The organism is Terriglobus sp. 2YAB30_2 (genome assembly GCF_052114765.1).
Taxonomy (GTDB): Bacteria; Acidobacteriota; Terriglobia; order Terriglobales; family Acidobacteriaceae; genus Terriglobus.
The window spans coordinates 449,439-469,304 of the sequence record NZ_JBFRFJ010000001.1 but is presented as its reverse complement, the minus strand read 5'-3'; the positions used below and the strand labels follow the sequence as shown (position 1 = coordinate 469,304).

The 19,866-nt window shown below is 57.9% G+C and carries 13 protein-coding genes; 9 read left to right on the top strand and 4 right to left on the bottom strand.

From position 1 onward, the window contains the following. Positions 1-66: 66 nt before the first annotated feature. On the bottom strand, positions 67-3,651 hold the full coding sequence (locus AB4Y89_RS01800) for a carboxypeptidase regulatory-like domain-containing protein (RefSeq protein ID WP_442299202.1): 3,585 nt from the start codon (positions 3,649-3,651) through the stop codon (positions 67-69). 777 nt (positions 3,652-4,428) lie between these two features. Between AB4Y89_RS01800 and AB4Y89_RS01795 the strand changes: the two genes are divergently transcribed. Beyond that, a complete protein-coding gene (locus AB4Y89_RS01795; protein ID WP_442299201.1) occupies positions 4,429-6,888 on the top strand; it encodes an ATP-dependent Clp protease ATP-binding subunit in 2,460 nt (819 codons plus the stop codon). Positions 6,889-7,000: 112 nt separating this feature from the next. Continuing rightward, positions 7,001-7,267: a hypothetical protein gene (locus AB4Y89_RS01790; protein ID WP_442299200.1), complete on the top strand. Its 267-nt coding sequence runs from the start codon at positions 7,001-7,003 to the stop codon at positions 7,265-7,267. A 318-nt stretch (positions 7,268-7,585) separates the two neighbouring features. Here AB4Y89_RS01790 and AB4Y89_RS01785 read toward each other — a convergent pair whose 3' ends face one another. Beyond that, a complete protein-coding gene (locus tag AB4Y89_RS01785; protein ID WP_442299199.1) occupies positions 7,586-7,882 on the bottom strand; it encodes a YtxH domain-containing protein in 297 nt (98 codons plus the stop codon). Positions 7,883-8,697: 815 nt separating this feature from the next. Beyond that, positions 8,698-9,426: a uracil-DNA glycosylase gene (locus AB4Y89_RS01780; protein ID WP_442299198.1), complete on the bottom strand. Its 729-nt coding sequence runs from the start codon at positions 9,424-9,426 to the stop codon at positions 8,698-8,700. 376 nt (positions 9,427-9,802) lie between these two features. On the opposite strand from AB4Y89_RS01780, the gene AB4Y89_RS01775 reads away from it, so the two are divergent. The 5 genes from AB4Y89_RS01775 to lon all read left to right on the top strand — a co-directional run bounded on the left by AB4Y89_RS01775 (position 9,803) and on the right by lon (position 17,489). Beyond that, positions 9,803-11,113 (top strand): hypothetical protein, encoded by a 1,311-nt coding sequence (locus AB4Y89_RS01775; protein WP_442299197.1) that lies wholly within the window; start codon positions 9,803-9,805, stop codon positions 11,111-11,113. 200 nt (positions 11,114-11,313) lie between these two features. After that, a complete protein-coding gene (gene tig / locus AB4Y89_RS01770) occupies positions 11,314-12,759 on the top strand; it encodes a trigger factor (RefSeq protein ID WP_442299196.1) in 1,446 nt (481 codons plus the stop codon). 50 nt (positions 12,760-12,809) lie between these two features. Continuing rightward, positions 12,810-13,406, top strand: coding sequence for an ATP-dependent Clp endopeptidase proteolytic subunit ClpP (gene clpP, locus AB4Y89_RS01765; RefSeq protein ID WP_147647957.1), 597 nt, complete (start codon positions 12,810-12,812; stop codon positions 13,404-13,406). 180 nt (positions 13,407-13,586) lie between these two features. Next, entirely contained in the window at positions 13,587-14,873 is a 1,287-nt protein-coding gene (clpX, locus tag AB4Y89_RS01760) for an ATP-dependent Clp protease ATP-binding subunit ClpX (RefSeq protein ID WP_442299195.1), read from the top strand. Positions 14,874-15,077: 204 nt separating this feature from the next. Beyond that, on the top strand, positions 15,078-17,489 hold the full coding sequence (lon, locus tag AB4Y89_RS01755) for an endopeptidase La (protein WP_442299194.1): 2,412 nt from the start codon (positions 15,078-15,080) through the stop codon (positions 17,487-17,489). Between the two features lie 179 nt (positions 17,490-17,668). Here the strand turns inward: lon and AB4Y89_RS01750 are convergent, their stop codons facing one another. Then, the gene (locus AB4Y89_RS01750; RefSeq protein WP_442299193.1) at positions 17,669-17,821 is read right to left on the bottom strand and encodes a lmo0937 family membrane protein; all 153 of its coding nucleotides are present in this window, start codon (positions 17,819-17,821) and stop codon (positions 17,669-17,671) included. A gap of 179 nt (positions 17,822-18,000) precedes the next feature. Between AB4Y89_RS01750 and AB4Y89_RS01745 the strand changes: the two genes are divergently transcribed. Both AB4Y89_RS01745 and AB4Y89_RS01740 read left to right on the top strand, forming a co-directional pair. Next, positions 18,001-18,150 (top strand): DUF3309 domain-containing protein, encoded by a 150-nt coding sequence (locus tag AB4Y89_RS01745; protein ID WP_442299192.1) that lies wholly within the window; start codon positions 18,001-18,003, stop codon positions 18,148-18,150. 356 nt (positions 18,151-18,506) lie between these two features. Further along, positions 18,507-19,682, top strand: coding sequence for a pyridoxal phosphate-dependent aminotransferase (locus AB4Y89_RS01740; RefSeq protein ID WP_442299191.1), 1,176 nt, complete (start codon positions 18,507-18,509; stop codon positions 19,680-19,682). Positions 19,683-19,866 lie beyond the last annotated feature (184 nt).

Below are 19,866 nucleotides of genomic sequence, written 5' to 3'. Positions count from 1 at the left end.
CTCGCCCGCAAACAGCGGAACGGCTCCGCTAAAGCGGAGCCGTCCAGGGCGGCGACATTTCCTATGTCAGAACTGGATTCTTCCGCCCATCTGGATCAGGCGGTTGAAGCCAATCTGCGAGTTGATCGTACCGAAGCTACCGCTGGTGATATTGCTTGAGCCGGGCGCAGCCAGTTGCACAGTGTTGAATGCGTTGAGCGCCTCCGCGCGGAACTCCGCAGACACCCGCTCGGTAACGTGGAACTTCTTATTTACGGAGATGTCCGAGTTGAAGTACCCAGGTCCGAGGCACGGCAGCGTACGCGGCACATTGCCATAGGCGTAGGCACCCGTAGCCATAAACTTATTGGCATACAGACGCTGCAACTGCGATCCTCCACTGCATACGCTGTGAGCATCCTCACCCGGAGCAAAAGACGGACGCTGTGCGCCGTAGCCTGCGTCCGTGCTACCACTGGTCTGCGTCACCGCGAGGGGCGAACCCGACTGCACGATCATGACGTGGTTGTAGTTCCATCCGCCGACGATGGCATCCATGAAGCGGTTGATGTTAGCCATGTGCTGGCGTCCGCGCCCGAATGGCAGCTCGTACGTTCCATTGAGCGTGAATCGCCGGGGAGAACCGGTCGTCGAACGCGCCCACTCCATATCCAGATTGCCAGTGTCCTGGGGACCCGCGCCGGAGCTGGTGAGAGAGCTGCTCGCACCCCAGAGATTGTCCCACGAAGACGCCCAGGTATAGGTTGCCATCATGGTCAAGCCATGAGTAAAGCGCTTTTGCACCTTCACTGCGAGCGAGTTATAGCGGGTGCCCCCCAGAGAAGACGCGTACGTGACATCCGTGAACTGCGCAAACGGCCGCAGCGACTGTGCCCGCGTAATCGTGGTTCGGGCCAGCAAGCCGTTCCCGCCAGAGATGTAGTAGGGATTCGTAACCGTAGTTGCCAGCCCGGACGAAACACCATTGTATTCACCAGCCTTTCCGATTGGGTTCGCAGAGTTCGGCGCGGCTGCTGCGGTCTTTACGCCGGCATCGGGACCGGAAACATAGGCAAATCCATTCGCTGCGCGTGTCTGCGAGGAGATCTGGTTGTAGTTAAAGCTGTTGGCCAGGTCGCGGCCGTGAGCTCCGACATAGCCGACCTTCAGAGCAAAACCGGCCGGTAGTTCGTATTGAATATCAGCCGAGTACTGATAGACGAACGGCGAACGTCGCGCCGGATCAATGAAACTAAGACTTCCACCGATGCCCGCCGCATATCCAAGCGTGTTACCGGAGGGCACGAGCGCTGAAGCACTGTAGAGGTTCTGCGGAGCATCGAGCGGATGAGAGTTCGCCGGCAGCGCCGCAACACCCGAAGGACCGCTGTAAGACGCCGAAGGCGCATACCCTGGAGAATAGTTAGTCGTCGGACTGAAGCTGGAGGGAGCAAAGAAGACGCCAAAGCCGCCGCGCACCGTCATCTTCGGCAAAATGCCGTAGGCAACACCGACGCGCGGAGCCACCTTGAACGAGCTGTAGTTGCTGGTATAGGTCTTTGCGCCGTTGACGCCTGCATACTGAACACCACCGCGCAAATTAGTCAGCGATCCGTAGTTGTAAACCGCCAGCGGATCCAGCCCGATCGTCAGCCTGTCGTTCGCCTCGTGGAAGCCAGGCTCCATTTCGATACGGACTCCCATATTCAGCGTCAGACGCTGGTTCACGCGAAAGTCATCCTGGCCATACACCGCGTTGTACTTGGTGTTGAACTGGAAGGATCCAGGCGTAACTCCCAGGCTGGCTGAGTTCGGCAGCCCCATCAGCATGTCCGCAATATCGGACCCCACCTTTCCGGTCGCCGTGCTGGCTACGTTGGTTGAGTTGGTATATCCGCCGGTAAAGGTGAAGGAACCGCCACCCGAGCTCGTGCTCCAGAGAACATTCGAGATCGAGCGAAAGACATAGCCAGTCTTGAAGGTGTGCTTTCCATAACTCTTGGACAAACCGACGACAAAGCTACGCGAGAAGTAATCGGATGGACCCGAATCGCTGCCTCCCAGCACACTTGTCGTTCCTCCCGAGGTCGTGATCGTAGGGAAGGTCTTCGAGCTGAGCTGTGAAACATACGCCGACGGAAAAAGCTGCGTCTGGTCATAGCCCGTATGGATACGTTTGGTCTCGTTCGGGAACCGGTTGAAACCCCATCCTGCATTCAGCACCATAGTGGGGCTCAGTGTGACCACGCTCGTTACATTAATCGCGTCAACTTTGCGATATAGCAGGTTCGCAGTCGAGTACGGAATCTGGTAGACGTTACCCGATGGTTCTTTGGAGCCATAGTGAAGATAAGAAGCCGCCGCTCCCCACCATTTTGTGATCTGGTGATCAAGCTTCAGACTGAATTCATCAGCGCGATCCCCAAGAGTATCGTTGCCGAAAGTATTGTTACCCGTCGCCGAAGTCGTGGTCGGCAGCGGAAGAGCTGCGGCAACCTTCAAGCCAGCCGGAGACAGATAGGAAGAAGGAATCTTCGCATTCGGAATAATGACGGTACGATTCGTTCCGGTCGGCGCAGCGTATGGGTCATACAGCGTTAGGCCACTCTGGCTGAAGTCGCCGGTCCGCTCCAGCGCCGTTGGAAACCGGGCGCCGGTACTGGAGAGCGGTGAACGCTGACGATATCCCTCTTCGGCCACCCAGAAGAAGGTGCGATCCCTTCCGTTATATAAACCAGGAATACGTATCGGACCGCCGAGGGCGCCGGCATAGCTATACCATTCAGCCGCTCCGCGAGGTGTCTGCGGAGCCACCGTAACACCGTTCACAACGTAGGGAGTACGGTTGTAAGCCCAGCTGTTGGCGGTCCAGTTGGTTTGGCGGGTCAGGCCCATCAGAGTGCCGTGAAGTGTATTTGAGCCGGACTTCAGCGAGGTATTGAACATACCGCCGCCGGTTCTTCCCATTTCCGCGTCAAACGTGTTTGCCTGAAGCTTCATCTCTCCCGTCGCTTCAAGCGAAGGGATAATCACGGCGCGGTTGGTGGAGTCTGTGATCGGAACACCGTCCAGAAGGTAGTTGTTGGTCCCGGTCGGGCCGCCCGCGATGGAAAGCTGCGACGAGCCGGACTGATCCTGAAAACGCACGAAACGTGGATCTCCGGTAAAAGTGACGTTCGTATCGAGTTTCGTGAAGAGGAACGGGTTTCGGCCCATGTTGGGCAGCGTCTGCAGCTTCTGCTGATCGAAGGTCTGGCCGTTGGAGGCGGAGGCGGTATCGATCATGGGGACATCCGCCGTGACCTCCACACTCTCCGCCGTCGAACCCGTCTTCATCCCCATATCGACGGTGGTTGTAACCCCAATCGTGACCAGGACATGCGTCTGTGTCAGCTTGGTGAACCCCGGCGCCAAAATCGTCACGGAGTAATTTCCAGGATCGACGGCAGCAAAGGTATATTCTCCGGCGCTGGTCGTTACGGCCGAACGAGAGATGTTGGTGCTTTCGTCGGTCAGCGTGACGACGGCGCCAGCCACCACCGCCCCGGTGGCATCGGTCGCCAGACCGCGAACACCGCCATAGTTGGTCTGCGCCGGAAGCGCAGAGGTACAAAACAACGCTACGGCGAACAGCGCAACGACGGCACGGAGTCGAAACAGATGAGCAATCACGGAATCCTCCTGGCAAAGCGGTAGAGACACATCTGCTCGCGCCCGTGGCCGCCAGAAAGGGCAGGACGGGACGTTCAGGCGCGCGTCAGCGAAAGCGTGAAAGCCGGCTTCTTCCTGGCCGCAGCGGCCAGACACCACGGGGAGGAAGGTGCGAACCCTCACGCAAAAGACTTCGGTTGTACCGATAAAACGAGGAACTGCTTGCACTGCCTGGGACTGACGATCGACTTCACCCTGCTCCTCGCGGAGCACGGCTCACTTCGGTACAGCGTCACAACAGTCCGGGATGTTCCCGGCGACGGCTCGTAGCTCCGGCGAAAGACACCTCACCAGAAAAGCGGATGCACTTTCTCAGGAGCCCTTTTGATTTGCGGTTATGTCGAGATGTTGCCATCGCTATGAATTTTCTGTCAAATCAAAAGTCAAGCCTCACGTTCATCACATTTGGGGTGAAGCCCGCGTCCATATCTATATCCGCGGACTTTTCCTGAGTTGGGAATTGTGTCGGCACTTTGGGTTAGGTAACCGGATTTTCACAGTAGATGGTGCAGCCGTTTACTGGTATTGTGGGCGGTAAGTTGCCATCCAGTAGGGTTTTAGGCAAGCGGCTACACTACTGGAAGTAGTAGATGTGGGCGGTGTTCCGACGTTTGAGCGGCACCCAACCTGAGTGTCACCGCATCAAATAACTGATTCGGTGATGGTCTGAAGTACCGAAGGCACCGCGAGTCTCCGGCGGATTAACTGCCGGGATATCCGGTGAGCTGCAGGGGGAACATGTTCGAACGGTATACGGAGAAAGCACGGCGGGTGATCTTCTTCGCCCGGTACGAGGCCAGTCAGTTTGGGTCACCTTACATTGAGACGGAGCACCTGTTGCTGGGTCTGCTCCGCRAAGATAAGGCGCTGACGAACCGTTTTCTGCGGTCGCACGCCTCAGTTGAATCCATTCGCAAGCAGATTGAAGGACATACGACGATTCGGGAGAAGGTCTCGACCTCGGTTGACCTACCCCTTTCCAACGAGTGCAAGCGCGTTTTGGCCTATGCCGCTGAGGAAGCAGAGCGTCTGAGCCATAAGCACATCGGTACGGAGCACCTCTTGCTGGGTCTGCTTCGCGAAGAAAAGTGCTTTGCCGCTGAGATTCTGCAGGAGCGCGGCCTGCGGCTGCCAGCCATCCGCGAGGAGCTGCAGCGCACCACCCAGGAGAAACCAGCGCAGCGTCAGCAGCAGCAGCGTGAGCAGTCCATGCTCGCCGAGTTCTCGCGCGACCTGACCCAGGCCGCCATGGACGCCCAGCTCGATCCGCTGGTCGGCCGTGACGCTGAGGTCGACCGCGTCATCCAGATCCTGTGCCGCCGCACCAAGAACAACCCGGTCCTGATCGGCGAACCCGGTGTCGGCAAGACCGCCATCGTCGAGGGCCTGGCACAGAAGATCGCCGACGGCGACGTGCCCAGCTTCCTGGCGGACAAGCGCGTCCTGTCTCTGGACCTCTCACTCATCGTGGCCGGCACTAAATACCGCGGCCAGTTCGAAGAGCGCCTGAAGACCATCATGAAGGAGCTGATGGAGAATCAGAACTCCATCGTCTTCATCGATGAGCTGCATACTCTCGTCGGCGCCGGATCGGCCGAAGGCTCACTCGATGCCGCCAACATCCTGAAGCCGGCGCTCTCCCGTGGCGAGATTCAGTGCATCGGCGCAACCACGCCGGCGGAATACCGCAAATCGATCGAAAAGGATCGCTCGCTCGAGCGTCGTTTCCAGGCCGTCAAAGTTCCCCCGCCGAACGAGGAAGATGCCATCAAGATCATCATGGGCATCAAGGAGCGCTATGAGAAGTTCCACGCCGTCAGCTACACCGACGACGCGATCACCTTCTCCGTCTCGCACTCGAGCCGCTATATTCCCGATCGCTTCCTTCCCGATAAGGCCATCGACCTGATCGACGAGGCAGGCGCCCGCGTGAAGCTGAAGCAGACCTCCCTGCCGGATGAGATCACCGAGGTGCAGAAACGCATCAAGTTCATCGTGCACCGGATGGAGAACGCCATCGCGAACCACGAGTTCGAGAAGGCGCGCTTCTACTCCGACGAAGAACGCAAGGAGCGTGAGAACCTGCGCACGCTGCGCGACAAGTACCATCTGGACGACTCCTCCTCGGGCATCGTTACCCGCGAAGACATCGAGGATGTCGTCAGCCGCTGGACTGGCGTGCCGATCACGGCGATCAAGGAAGAAGAGACCCAGAAGCTGCTGCGTGTCGAGCAGGAGTTGCACAAGCGGGTTATCTCGCAGGAGAAGGCCATCAGCGCCCTCGCCCGCGCGATTCGTCGCTCGCGTGCCGGCCTGAAGAACCCCGGACGCCCGATCGGAAGCTTCCTCTTCCTGGGACCGACCGGCGTCGGCAAGACGGAAATGGCGCGCACCCTGGCGCAGTTCCTCTTCGGCAGCGAGAAGTCGCTGATCCGGTTCGATATGTCGGAGTTCATGGAGAAGCACTCCGTGTCGAAGCTGATCGGTTCGCCTCCGGGATACGTGGGATACGAGGAGGGTGGCCAGCTCACCGAGCGGGTGAAGCGTTCGCCCTACTCCGTTGTCCTTCTCGACGAGATCGAAAAGGCGCATCCGGACGTCTTCAACCTGCTGCTGCAGGTCTTTGAAGACGGCCAGTTGACCGATGGTCTCGGCAATACGGTCGATTTCAAGAACACGATCCTCATCATGACGTCGAATATCGGCGCCAAGCACCTGATGAAGCGTGAGGGACTTGGCTTCCAGTCGAGCAAGGAAGATGTCGTGCTCGAAAAGATGGAAGAGCTGGTGAAGGGCGAGGTAAAGCGTACCTTCAACCCCGAGTTCCTCAACCGTCTGGACGAGGTCATCGTCTTCACGGCGCTCAGCGACAGCGACCTGATGCAGATCCTGGAGCTCCTGGTGCAGCAGTTGAACACCAACCTGGTGCACAAGGCGATCACGATCTCGGTCACCGACGAGGCGAAGAAGTGGATTCTCGACAAGACGCTGACCGACCGCACCTACGGTGCGCGTCCTCTGCGCCGCGCGCTGCAGCGCTATATCGAGGACCCGCTCTCCGAGGCGCTGATCGCAGGCAACATCACCATGCGGCCCGCATTCCTGGAGGTTTACCTCGAAGGCGACAAGCTCTTCTATCGCCCGGTTTCGTCAGAAGGCGAAGAGAAGCTTGCCGGCGCAGCTCTCTCAATCCCATAACACCTGCGTTCCAACCCGAAAAGCCCCGGGAACTTTCCCGGGGCTTTTTGCTTTTCTGATAGGTTTGGTTGGAGCATTTTTCCAGGAAAATGCCTAGCCGAGGCCATACTCGATGAATCGGCGCGAACTCGGAACGCTTCTGCCTGCGCTGCTGGCGGGTCTGACGATAACTGAAACCGCCGAAGCAGCCGAACTGAAAGAACTGGTGAGCGGAGGCTACAAGCGAGGAGCCCTGAAGCCGACGCCGCAAGCCGGACGAACCTCCGGGCCGATCCTGAGCCAGGGACTGCTGAAGGCAGGCAACATCCGGCTGGAGAGCCACTTTACCTCGATTGAACCGGGGTCAGATACACGAGGCCGTGGGCACCCATCTGCATAGCGAGATCTGGCTCATCACCGAAGGCACACTGGAGCTGAACATCAACGGAACGCCGCATCTGCTCAACGTCGGAGATGTAGGGCTAGAGCATCTTTCCTGTTGCTGGGTATTCCGGAAGGGCGTACAGCGGCGTTTTCATTGAGATGCAGAAACCCTACACTACACCTACAGGAAAAATGCTCCATGCGTCGCTGGAGATCGTCACTATGTGGCGAACGCAGGCAAGACACGGGTCTCCTACTCTGTGGTGACTGTCGGTCCGCCGGAATAACAAAACCCCGGCGTGAACCCGGGGTCCTGCAATCAGACGGATTGGTTTTACATCAGTGTCTGGACAGACTTGACTGCCGCATTGACGGCATCGCCTGCCGTATCGATGGCATCTTCTACTTGCGAACGAGTCTTCTTGTAGAGCTTCTGAGACTCTTTCGCAACCTTATCGGCACGCCCCTTAAGATAATCGGCCGCGTCCTCAAGATAATCTCCTGCATCATCGATGCCCTTCCTCAGTTGGCGGCGGGTACGGTCGCCGGACTGAGGAGCATACAACAGCGCCACAGTCGCGCCGGCAGCGACGCCGATTCCAAATGCGATCCAGATTCCTTTAGCGCTCATAATATTTTCCCTTTCTTGCACGGTTCGGGAACGTCATATCCCTGGTTACTGTGATGGACGAAGTTTCAGAGAGGTTGGTTCGTTGAAAAGGGTCAGCTCTCGAAGTCCGCTACCGAAATAGCACCTTTGGGCCATCCACCTTTGTGGCATCGCTCCCCAAAAGGTGGAATGGCGATATGTACTATGACAGTACATCCTTAGATTGTTCTAATCATTCTCTCCCGGGCCACTGAGCAGCACCCCCCGAAAGGACCACCATTATGACGCACGACCTCATTCTTGGCGCAGTCTTTGTTGCTATGCTCATCGGCCCTGCTATTGTTGCCGTTCGCGCCGGCGGTAAAAACTAGAGCGTTTTCCGCAATGAAGACGCCGCTGCTCACCCCTCACGGATACCCAGCAACAGGGATAGTGCCCTAGCATCAGGCTCGCCAATATCCACGCGAGTGCTCCTTCTCAGAACGATATAGTCCGGCCGCCGTAGTTGGACGTACAGTGCAGCCATGCAAGATGTTTTTCAGGTAGGACTGTACCTCGTGCTCATTGGGCTCCCAGTAGTGCTCGCCTTTCGCGGCGGGCGCGAGAAGGTTGCAAAATCGACATCCACCGGTGAACTGCCGAGTCTGGAGAGTATGACGCTGACGCCCCGGCGCATCACTCGGAAGAAGCCCCTCACCCGCCACGCCGTCACTGCGATGCGACGTTAGGGCGTGTCACTTAGAGCATTTTCCCTGTTGGTGGGTAGCCCGACAAGAGTGTGCAAAGGCGTTTTCATTCCGGAAAACGCCCATAGATGCGGAAACCCTGCTCTACACCTACAGGGAAAATGCTCTATCCAATCCGGCCAGTCCCCTGGCCCGGATAAAGATCTTGGAAAACATCGCGGCATTCAGCTTTCCTGTAAGCGTGTTTCGCAGCGAAGGGTGGTAGCTCGCGATCAGGTGCACGCCGCCCGGCAGAACATACTCTGCTCCGTGGCCGAACTTGAAGCCTCGCTTGTTTGCAAGTTCACCGGTATTAACCAGGTGAGCCAGATAACCGTCAAAGGCAATCTTCCCCAGGCAAACGACAACCCTTACCCGTTTGAGCGAGGCAATCTCGGCGGTGAGATGCGGTGAGCAGTTCCGAATCTCCTGCGGTGTAGGCTTGTCGCCTGGCGGCGCACATCGCACTACGGACGCGATATAGCTGTGCTTCAGCTTCAGACCGTCGTCACGGTGCGCTGCCGTCGGCTTGGACGCCAGCCCCATGGCATGCAGTACCGGATACATGAAGTCTCCGGAACCATCTCCCGTGAAAGGGCGCCCCGTACGGTTGGCGCCATGGGCGCCCGGCGCCAGCCCGAGAATCAGGATCCGTGCTCTGGGGTCTCCGAATCCGGGCACCGGCTTGGCCCAGTAGGTCTGGTCCAGATAAGCGCGCCGCTTTGTCTCTCCAATTCCCTTGCAGTAGGTACGAAGCCGCTCACACCGTTCGCAGGCAACAATTGACTGAACAACCTGATCCAGCACGGGCAACGATAAACGGGATAAACGAGAAGACATAAGACAGATCCGCTTTAAGAATAGTGCAATCCGCGCAGGGCGATTCTAGGGTGTGTCATCAAACTCCTGTCATCAGCGCCGGGAGCAGATTTTTTCGAGATCGAGGAATGAGAAGAGAACTGTAGCTGGTCTACTGGAACGACGAGTGACGAAGAGATCGGGAAAATCTGCCCCGGCCCTCCGGGTTGCGGCGCAAATTCGCCCATACTTCGTTATCGACCTCGACTGTGGACCCGCCACAGCCTTCGGCCTCTGCCTCGTATGAACAAATTTGCGCTCGCAACGCTGACGACAGGAGTTAGATGACACACCCTAGATAGCCCCGGGATCGGGCTGCGTATACTAGCCGGAAGTTATGTACGAGGAGAGCAACGGTTTGTCCGAAATCTTCCCTGCCCCCCGCAGCACTGGTTCTCAGGTTTTTCGTCTTCAGACTCCTCGGCGGAATGGGCTGCGACATGGCCTGATCGCCCTTACCCTCTCAAGCTGGTTGCTGTTCCCAGGTCTTGGTTGCAAGCGAGGTGAAGGCGCCGCGGCGTTGAAGCGTCTGGCCAGCACAGACGACTCCGTACCGGCTCCGCCTGCTCCCCCCAAATTTGGCGGCCAGGAGGCGTTGACCTTGAAGCGCCTTCAGACTTACAGCGGCGAGGTCCCCGAGTTTACCGCGATCACTGTACTTCCCGGACGCGGTATGGACATCGCATCCATCAAGGCGTACCTGCCCGGCCGTGGCGAAACGGAGCTTCTCAATGTTCCCCCTCTCAGCCAGATCGCAGCTCTGATGACAGGAACAGGTGCGGATAGTCATGGAGAAGCCAATGCGACCGCCGGAGCAGCCTTTCTTGTTCCCTTTGTCAACCCCCTTGCCGGCTCCGTCAGTGCCGACGGAAAGAATCTCGCCGTCAACGTACACGGGAAGAGCATTTCCCTGCCTGTCGCGATCGATCCTGATCATCCGGCCGCGCCACCGATGGCCCGATTCGGCCTGCTGAGCCTGATGAGCACCTCGATCCCGCAGATCAACACCATGCCGGATGGAAGTGAAGGACGAGCGACCTATGAGACGGGCAACTTCGGCGGCCACTGGCCCGGCAAACTAGAGGTAACCGTATCGACCCTGCTAAGCGGGAGGGCGATCGATCTGTTGATCTCCTCAACCAACACCGGTTCCGAACCGGTTCCTGTGAGCGCCGGGTGGTATCCCCGGTTCGCCATCCCGAGCGGCAATCGCGCACAAGCCACCGTGCGTCTTCCTAAAACGTCGACCGCGGGTAATCTCAGCAGCTCCTCCGACGGCTTTAATGCCCGCCAGGGCAAAGCACTCGGGACACAGGAGCTCGACGTCACTCTCGTCAATCCGAAGCCCTCCCTTTTCGACAACGGACCAACTGTGGAACTCCGCGATCCGGCGATCGATTATGGCCTGCGTGTCGTAGGTATGTCCGCTTCCATCAATGGCATACGGGTGCTTGCCCCCTCTGGAAAGAACTGGATTGTGGTTTCAGCGGTCGCTAATCCGAACGATTCCTCCGGCAAGCCGCTCGATGCCGAAAATGCGAATGACCTTATGCTGGCGCCCGGGAAGACCCTGCAATGGAGGGTCCGCATGGAGTTGTTCATCCCATCAACGCAGGTGAAGGCGGCCAACGATGCTTCCACGTTTGACCCCGTTCCGGCGCGGCCCTAGGAGCATTTTTCCTGTAGGTGTAGTGCGGGGCTTGTGCATCTATGGGCGTTTTCCGCAATGGAAAACGCCGCTGCACGCTCCTCCCGGGATACCCAGCAACAGGAAAAATGCTCTAGGATAGAGAGAGTCGTTTCTGCGCGTCGAGTGGTCCTCTGACCCGGCGCCGCGACGGAGATTTTCAAACCCTGGAAGGCACTGTTTTGACCCCTACTGAGACCAACGAGTTGAACGCGGCGGAGACGCCTCAGAGCGAGACCCCGAGCACCGAAGCTGCAGCGCACGATCATACCCACGACCATGATCACGATCACGACCATGCGCACCATCATCATGATCATGGCCCGGTGCTGAATCCCGATCTCACGCGCGAGATCTCGGTGGAAGCGCCGGTCGAGGTTGTTGACGCTGCATTCGATAAGGTTGTCCGCAAGTTCCAGAAGCAGGCTCGCATTCCGGGCTTCCGTCCGGGCAAGGTTCCTGCCAACGTCATCAAACGCAAGTTTGCCCAGGACGTTCGCCAGGAGGTCATGGAGCAGCTTGTCAGCGAGCGCTTCCGTCTCGCGCTTGAAGAGCAGAACGTCAACCCGGTCTCGCAGCCGCAGATCGTTGAGCTGACCCTGTTCGAGGGTCAGCCACTGAAGTTCAAGGCTGCCTTTGAAGTGCTGCCCGAGATCGACATCACCGGCTACGACTCTGTAAAGGTAGCCAAGCCGTCCGTTGAGCTGACCGAAGAGGAATATCAGTCTGAGCTCGATCGCGCTCTGGACTCGCAGGCAACCATTGAGCCGGTTACGGACGACCGTACCCTGACGACTGGTGACCTGGCCGAGATCAGCTTCACCGGCGAGATCAAGCCGTTGGCACAGACAGTCGGCGAAGAGGGTCTGGAGAACGTAACTCCGTCAGAGCCGATCACCGGTGAAGATGTACCGGTAGAGCTCGGTGGCAAGAACACGCTTCCTGCCTTCAGTGATGCACTGCAGGGCAAGAAGCCGGGCGACGAGCTGGTTCTTGAAGTCGAATACCCTGCCGACTTCGGTGAGCCCCGCCTCGCCGGTAAGACCGTCAGCTATGACGTCAAGGTCAAGGCCATCAAAAAGAAGACACTGCCGGAGCAGAACGATGATCTGGCCAAGCAGCTTGGCGACTACGAGACCTGGGATGAGTTCATCAGCAAACTCCGTGAGCATGCTGCCGATCGCAAGAAGCACGCGCTCGAGAACGAGGCCAAGGAGAAGCTGGTCGAAGAGCTGATCGCAAAGTTTGAATTCCCCGTTCCGGAGTCGTTTGTACAGCAGCAGATCGATGCCCGTCTGGATCGCGGCCTGCGCGCCCTGGCAGCCCAGGGCATGAAGGCCGAAGACATGCGCAAGCTCGACTTCAGTCGCCTGCGCGCCGCACAGCGTGATCAGGCTGTCAGTGAGGTCAAGGCATCACTCATTCTGGACAAGATTGCCGCAACTGAGAACGTTGAAGTCAGCGATGAGGATGTGGATCGCGAGCTTCTGATTCTCTCCATCCAGTCGCGTGAACCGCTGGAGCAATTGAAGCAGCGTTTGACGTCGGATGGCGGCCTCAATAGAATCCGGGAACAACTTCGTCGCGAAAAGACTGGGAACGTGCTCTACGACAAGCTGGCTTCGTAGGCAATCAACCCGCGCCCCTGGCGCCACTACAGGTAGAGAAGAGGAGAAGTATGGGACTTGTACCCATGGTGATTGAGCAGACGAGTCGTGGCGAACGCGCCTATGACATTTACAGTCGTCTGCTCCGCGACAACATCATCTTCCTGGGGACGCCGATCGACGATCAGATCGCGAATGTCATCATTGCGCAGTTGCTGTTCCTCTCTGGCGAAGACCCGGAGAAGGACATCATGCTGTACATCAACTCGCCCGGCGGCTCAGTCAGCGCCGGCATGGCGATTTACGACACGATGCAGTACATCAAGAACGATGTGCAGACTCTGTGCATCGGCATGGCAGCCAGCATGGGCGCATTTCTTCTGATGGCCGGCAGCAAGGGCAAGCGTTTTGCTCTGCCCAACTCTCGCATCCTGATCCACCAGCCGCTCATCATGGGCCATGGTATTCAGGGGCAGGCGACGGAGATCGACATCCATGCCCGCGAGATTCTTCGTCTGCGTGAGCGCATGAATACCATCATGGCAAGCCACACAGGTCAGACCTTCGAGCAGATCGAGCGCGACACTGACCGTGACTTCACCATGAGCGCCCAGCAGGCCAAGGATTATGGTCTGATCGACGATATTATTGATCGCACTCGCGGTTGATTTGAAATGCAAACCCAATCGGCGTAAAGTGAGACGCCCGGGGAGACGTCCCGGGCGTTTTTCCCATTTTGGTTATGGGAAATAAGGTCGATACCCGTTTCCAAAGGGACATGCGAAACGGGTGTAAACTGACAACAAGTTCCCCAGCACGTCCCGTTGTAACCAGGAGTAGCCTTACCGATGAAAACATCACGGGGCTCAGACGAATCCCTACGTTGCTCGTTCTGCCATAAGTCGCAGGACGCAGTCGCCAAGCTGATCTCTTCTCCTTCTGACTATCCCCGCGCGTATATCTGCGATGAGTGTGTTGCGGTCTGCAACTCCATCCTCGAGGACGACCGTGGTGAAAAGCAGCAAGGCGCAGCTCCAGCGCACCTGCCCAAGCCCCATGAAGTAAAGGCCTTTCTCGATGAGTATGTCATCGGCCAGGACCTTACCAAGAAAAAGCTTGCAGTCGCTGTCTACAACCACTACAAGCGCATTCAGATGAACCGGACGCGCGGCAACGATGTTGAACTGCAGAAGTCCAACATCCTGCTCGTAGGCCCTACCGGTTCCGGCAAGACGCTGCTTGCGCAGACCCTGGCGAAGATGCTGGATGTTCCCTTCGCTATCGTGGATGCGACTACGCTGACCGAAGCCGGATACGTGGGTGAAGATGTTGAGAACATCATCCTGAAGCTGCTGCAGGCGGCGGACGGTGACGTAGCGCGTGCCCAGAGCGGCATTATCTACATTGATGAGATCGACAAGATCGGCCGCAAGGACGAAAACCCCTCCATCACCCGCGATGTTTCGGGCGAGGGTGTTCAGCAGGCGCTGCTCAAGATTCTGGAAGGCACCGTTGCCAACGTTCCCCCGCAGGGGGGACGCAAGCATCCGCATCAGGAGTTCACCGCGGTCGACACCACGAATATCCTGTTCATCTGCGGCGGAGCATTCGTCGGTCTAGAGCGTGTCATCGCACGCCGCGTAGGCAAGAAAGCCCTTGGCTTCAAGACGTTGACCGAGCCGGAGACGCCTGCCGGCGACATTACACCGATCCGCGCGCAGCGTGATACCGAGCTGCTGCGTCAGGCTGAACCGCAGGATCTGCTGAAGTACGGACTGATTCCCGAGTTCATCGGTCGTCTGCCGGTGCTTGGCATTCTGGACGAGCTGGACGAAGCAGCACTGATCGAAATTCTGACCAAGCCGCGCAACGCCATTCTGAAGCAGTACTCCAAGCTGTTTGAGTACGAGGGCGTCAAGGTAACCTTCACCGCCGAGGCGGCACAGTCCATTGCGCGGGAGGCTCTTGCCCGCAAGGTCGGCGCCCGCGGTTTGCGCATGATCCTGGAAGAGCTGATGCTCGATCTGATGTATAACGTGCCTGGCAACAAGAAGATCAAGGAGCTGGAGATCACGGCGGAGATGGTGAAAAACCGCGACCTGACGACCTCTCTCCCTCTGGAAAAAGCCGGCTAGAGCATTTCTCTCTAAATAGCCTGTTCTTCTACACTTTCGTACCCATCGCCGTGGCTCTTTCAAGCCACGGCGATTTTCTTTCACTTCAACAAAGCGACTTGCCCCGCATGTTAAGGCAAAGCGAATTACAATCATCGGAACGCCGCGGAACCAGTACCGCATCTCAGCTGTGCCCTGGCGCGTCTAATGGGAGGAATGACAGATATGAGCTCGAAAGAAGTCCTAAGCAGCGAGGTTCAAAAGCTGCCAATGATGCCCATACGCGATATGGTCATCTTCCCTCACATGATGACTCCGTTCGTCGTCGGCCGCGAGTCCAGCGTACGCGCGTTGGAAGAGGCGTTGAACGGCGACCGCCGCATCTTCCTGGCGACACAGCATGACGCCACGGTAGACGATCCCAGCGCCGACGATATCTACCAGGTAGGCACCATCGGCAACATCGTGCAAAGCGTCAAGATGCCTGATGGCAACATCAAGGTGCTGGTAGAAGGCATTGAACGCGCCCGCGCCACCGAACTCAATGACGAAGACGGCTTCTTCGTCGCCACGCTGCGCACCGGCCGCACACAGCTTGAAATGACTCCGCAGGTAGAAGGCCTGGTGCAGAAGGTGCACTCGCTCTTCGAACAGTACGTCAAGCTGCAGCAGTCACTGAACTACGAGACCATGGCCGCCAGCGTTCGCCTAGATGAGCCCGCCAAGCTGGCCGATATGATCGCAGCCAACCTGCAGCTTCGCATCGATGAGAAGCAGGAGTTGCTGGAGGTCTTCGCACCGGAGTTGCGTCTGTCGCGCGTCGCCGACACCCTCGAGACCGCGATCGAAAAGCTGAACATGGACCGCACCATCCAGTCGCGCGTGAAGCGCCAGATGGAGCGCGCCCAGAAAGAGTACTACCTCAACGAGAAGATCAAGGCGATTCAGAAGGAGCTGGGCCGCGGCGAGAAGAGCGAGTTCGATGATCTGAAGAAAAAGATCGAAGCCGCAGGCATGCCGAAGGAAGCCTTCGATAAGGCGACGCAAGAGCTCAAGAAGCTTGAAGCCATGCCGCCGATGTCCGCCGAGTCGACTGTTTCGCGCAACTACCTTGACTGGCTGCTCGCTGTGCCGTGGAAGAAGAAGTCCAAGGAGATCCGCTCCATCGAGCATGCGGAGAAGGTCCTCAACCAGGATCACTACGGACTGGATAAGATCAAGGACCGCATTCTCGAGTTCCTGGCTGTGCGTCAGCTTGTGAAGAATCCGAAGGGCTCGATCCTTTGCTTTGTCGGACCTCCGGGTGTCGGTAAGACATCGCTCGGCATGTCAATCGCAAAAGCCACCGGACGCAAGTTTGTTCGTATGTCTCTGGGTGGCGTACGCGATGAGGCTGAGATTCGTGGTCACCGCCGTACCTATATCGGCGCCCTTCCCGGCCAGATCATTCAGTCGATGAAGAAGGCCGGAACGAAGAACCCGGTCATCATGCTCGACGAGATCGATAAGATGGCGTCTGACTTCCGCGGCGATCCCGCTTCGGCCATGCTCGAAGTCCTCGATCCGGAGCAGAACAACAGCTTCCAGGATCACTATCTGGATGTCGAATACGACCTCTCGCAGGTGCTCTTCGTAGCGACAGCCAACGTGCTGCATACGATCCCCGGCCCTCTGCAGGATCGCATGGAGATTCTGCGCCTGTCAGGCTACACCGATATCGAGAAGCTTGAGATTGCCAAGCAGTACCTCCTCAAGAAACAGCGCGAGGGTACGGGGCTGACCGAGAAGCAGGTCGTATTCTCTGACGATGCTCTGCAGGACATTATCCGCTCCTACACCCGCGAAGCCGGTGTTCGTAACCTGGAGCGCGAGATCGGAAATGTTTGCCGCAAGGTAGCTCGCCGCGTCGTAAAGAATGGGCCAAAGCACAAGGAAGAGGTAACGAAAGACAACCTCTCCGACTTCCTGGGCGTATCCCGGTTCCGCGAGTCGCAGGTACAGGAGAAGAGCGAGGTTGGCCTGGTCACCGGTCTTGCCTGGACCGAGGTTGGCGGCAGCATTTTGCAGACCGAAGTACAGGTCCTGGACGGCAAGGGTAAGCTGACCACCACCGGTCAGCTCGGCGACGTCATGCAGGAGTCGGCACAGGCGGCCCTCAGCTATGTTCGTTCGCGGGCGCATCACCTGGGCCTCAGCAAGGACTTCTATCGCAACATCGACATCCACGTGCACGTGCCCGAAGGCGCCATCCCCAAGGATGGCCCGTCGGCCGGCATTACGCTGGCAACGGCACTCTCCTCTGCCCTGACGAAGATTCCGGTACGCCGGGACGTCGCCATGACGGGAGAGGTCACGCTGCGCGGCAAGGTGCTCGCGATCGGTGGCCTGAAAGAGAAGCTGCTGGCCGCACATCGCGCCGGCATCTTTGAAGCGATCCTCCCGGCGGATAACCGGAAGGACCTCGCCGACCTGCCCGACCTGCTGAAGAACAGCATGAAGATGCATTTTGTCGAGAACATGGATGAGGTGCTGCAGATCGCCCTGGAAGGCAAGCTTCCGGATCTGAAGGAAGAGACACCGGATGCCCTTGGGGTCCCGCTTACCGAGACCGTTCAGCCGGTCGTCACCCACCAGTAAGCCTCAATAAGCGAAGCAAGAAGGCCGGGCAAGCGCCCGGCCTTCTTCTTTAGAGCATTTTCCCTGTTGCTGGGTCGCCCGTAAGTGGTGTGCAGCGGCGTTTTCATTGAGGAAAACGCCCATAGATGCAGAAGCCCTACACTACACCTACAGGAAAAAATGCTTTACCGGATGCGCTTTTATACCGCCTTACGCGACCCGCCGATGAAGTGCATGATCAGCGAGATCACCGCAAAGATCAGCAATAGATGGATCAAGAATCCGGAGACGTGCATTAGCGTAAATCCACCAAGCCACGCAAGAACCAGGATGATTGCCAGAACCAGAAACATTGTTGTGTCCTCCCTTTCGTCGTCAAAAATCCGCACTATTGCGCGGCATTCGCGGGAAGTAAGAGTCCCATAGAGGCATTTTTGTTGCTTTAGCTACCTGTATTTAGCGAGATATACGCCAGGGCAGCCCAAATGCGCATGTTCGGCATCTACCTCATCGATCTTCATGGAGGTTTTTTATGCTGATTCTTCTGATCGTTCTGCTTCTCCTGATGTTCGGCGCATTTCCAGCATGGCCCTATAGCCGTGGCTGGGGCTATTACCCGAGTGGCGGCCTCGGCCTGATCGTCCTGATTGTGTTGGTACTTCTGCTGACACACCGGGTTTAGAACGTGACAAATGGCTTGAGGGTGTGTCATCAAACTCGTACCGTCAGCGCCGGGAGCAGATTTTTACGAGTCGAGGGTGAGGAGAGAACTGTAGCTAGTCCACTGAGACGACGAGTGACGAAGAGATCGGGAATCGGGGACCCCGGTCAGCTTTTCTGGCTGGGGTGAAGAAAATCTGCCCCGGCCCTCCGGTTGCGGCGCAAATTCGCCCGTGCGTTGTCGTCCTCGACTGTGGACCCGCCACAGGCCTTCGCCTCGTCTGGACAAATTTGCGCTCGCAACGCTGGCGACAGGAGTTTGATGACACATCCTACGCAATTGCTATCATCGAAGGCACATCAGTAGGAGTGTCTTCGATGCCGACTGCTTCCACTACATCCGCCCTACGACTTAGTAAACTGGCTCCCTCGATCGTCCAATCTGAGATCCGCGCCATGACCATCGCATGCAACGCCATCGATGGCATCAATATGTCCCAGGGCGTCTGCGATACGGACCCGCCGCATCCAGTCATTGAGGGCGCCGTCAACGCCATGCGCAATGGCTTCAATATCTATGCGCGTATGGACGGCATTGATTCGCTGCGCCATGCCATCGCGCGTAAGTTTGCGCACTACAACGCCATTACCGCCGATCCCGATGGCGAGATCCTGGTCACGACCGGAACCACCGGAGCCATGCTGGCGACGTGCATGGCGTTGTTTGATCCAGGCGATGAGGTGATCGTCTTCGAGCCCTTCTACGGCTACCACGTCAACATGCTGCTGGGCCTGAATCTGAAGCCAGTCATCGTTCCGTTGACCGCGCCTCGCTGGGACTTCGATCCCGAAGCTTTGGCAAACGCCATCACGCCGAAGACACGCGCCATTCTGGTCAATACGCCCGGTAATCCGTCAGGCAAGGTCTTCACCCGCACGGAACTGGAAGCCCTGGCGACCATCGCGATCGATGCCGATCTCTTCGTCATCACCGACGAGATCTACGAATACTTCCTCTACGACGGTCACGAGCATATCTCCCCGGCGACACTGCCCGGCATGGCGGAGCGAACGATCACCATCGCCGGCTTCTCAAAGACCTTCTCTGTCACCGGCTGGCGTCTCGGCTACCTGCATGCCAGTAAGCGCTGGACCCCATCCATCGCCTACTTCCACGACCTGCTCTTTATCTCCGCTCCGGCGCCGCTGCAGCATGGTGTGGCCGCAGGCCTGTGCGACCTTCCCGACAGCTTCTACACCGAGATGCAGACCGAGTATGTCGCCAAGCGTGACAAGACGGTAGCCGCGCTTGCAGATGCAGGGCTCACGCCAACGGTCCCGCAGGGAGCGTACTACATCCTCGCCGATGTCACCCGCGTGGAGGGCTCCACCTCCAAGGAGAAGGCGCGCAACCTGCTCAAGCAGGTTGGCGTAGCTGCCGTGGCTGGTTCAGCATTCTTCCGTGCAGGCAAAGGAGAGAACCTGCTGCGCTTCTGCTACGCAAAGAAGGACGATGCGTTGGATGAGGCCTGCAGACGGCTTCGGTCGCTGTAGTGTAGTCTCTTCGCCTGTCATCCTGAGCGAATGCGAAGGACCCGCTTTCGCACCGCCACCAAACTACGACGCAAGCACATTCTCGTTGCCCCATTCTTTCGCGAAGCGCAAGGGTTGGATCCCCAACGAACTTCGTTCGCTCTATCGCGCTCCGCGCGACTGTTTCCTTATCCGTAGTCATCCT